The organism is Komarekiella delphini-convector SJRDD-AB1, assembly GCF_014831675.1.
GTDB lineage: Bacteria > Cyanobacteriota > Cyanobacteriia > Cyanobacteriales > Nostocaceae > Komarekiella.
Window position 1 is genome coordinate 1 of sequence record NZ_VJXY01000187.1, and the last position, 1,107, is coordinate 1,107.

Genomic DNA, 1,107 nt, shown 5'->3' on the forward strand with positions numbered 1-1,107 from the left:
TAATAATGATGAAATTAATTGCTGACTTGAAGATTGCTTGGATAGGATTTTAACTGGTTGTTATTTAGGCAACAAACCAAAATTTCTGCCAATCAACTTGTCTAGCCAGTGGTTGGGAAGTAGTAAAGGCAGGAACCAATTAGGGAGGGGATTGGGAACAATCGCATAGCGTGTTTTCGGATTCTGCGTCTCAAACACCTTTGTGATGAACCGCCCAACCGCTTCAGGAGAATATCCTGCTTTACCAATACTGACAAAATATCGCTGGAATGCCTGGAAGGGTTTGCCATACTCGGTTGCAGCATAGCGGCTCGTTTTTTGCGCCGATTCTTTATCCCAAATGGGCGTGTTTACCGCACCAGGGCCGATAACGATGACATCGATCCCATGCAGTTGCAACTCTCGGCGCAGGCTATGGGAGATACCTTCAATCGCGTGTTTACTTCCAGCATAGGCTCCAATAAAAGGGGCAGCGATTTTTCCCCCAACAGAGCTAATGTTGATGATCCGACCAGGTTTTGACGTGGGGGATTGTCTCACTTTCAGTAAGGGTAAAAATGCTTGTGTTACTGCAATTGGAGCGATGACATTCACCTCAAACTGCCAACGAATTTCATCGAGCGGCTGATAGGCGAGTGGGCCGCTAGTAGCAATTCCAGCATTGTTGATCAATCCAGCTAATCCTCGACCCTCTAGCATTGATGCCACCTGTTGAGCCGCACGGTGTAGAGCCTGAGAGTCCGTGACATCAAATACGAGCGGCGTAAAGTTAGATCTGATTTCCTTCGTTAGCCGCTCTGCATCTTCTGCTTTTCGCACGCTGCCAAACACCTGATAGCCACAACGAGCAAATTCTTTTGCCGTCCCATATCCAATTCCAGAAGAGACTCCAGTCACCAAAACTGCTTTCATGCCGCCCTCTTTGTCTAACTTGTCGAACTGTTCAGCATCACTGTAAACTATGGACTATACTCTAGGGTCAAGCAATACCGATGCTGATTGGCGAACTGGCAAAGAAATCAGGTCTATCTGTTGATTGCATTCGCTTCTATGAAAAGAAGGGACTGATTGACTCTGCCTTAATCCGCCGTAGAAGTAATAACTACA

At 46.5% G+C, this 1,107-nt stretch carries 2 protein-coding genes; one reads left to right on the forward strand and one right to left on the reverse strand.

What is annotated here, in order from left to right; all coding sequences use genetic code 11:
• Positions 1-60 precede the first annotated feature (60 nt).
• Positions 61-912, reverse strand: coding sequence for an SDR family oxidoreductase (locus FNW02_RS38240; RefSeq protein ID WP_191762650.1), 852 nt, complete (start codon positions 910-912; stop codon positions 61-63).
• Between the two features lie 80 nt (positions 913-992).
• Here FNW02_RS38240 and FNW02_RS40405 point away from each other — a divergent pair.
• The coding region (locus tag FNW02_RS40405) for a MerR family DNA-binding transcriptional regulator (protein WP_191762651.1) at positions 993-1,107 on the forward strand (115 nt) is incomplete at its 3' end.

Excerpts from the sequence above, each read along its gene's own strand:
- FNW02_RS38240 (WP_191762650.1), bottom strand. The coding sequence starts at position 912 with ATGAAAGCAGTTTTGGTGACTGGAGTCTCTTCTGGAATTGGATATGGG.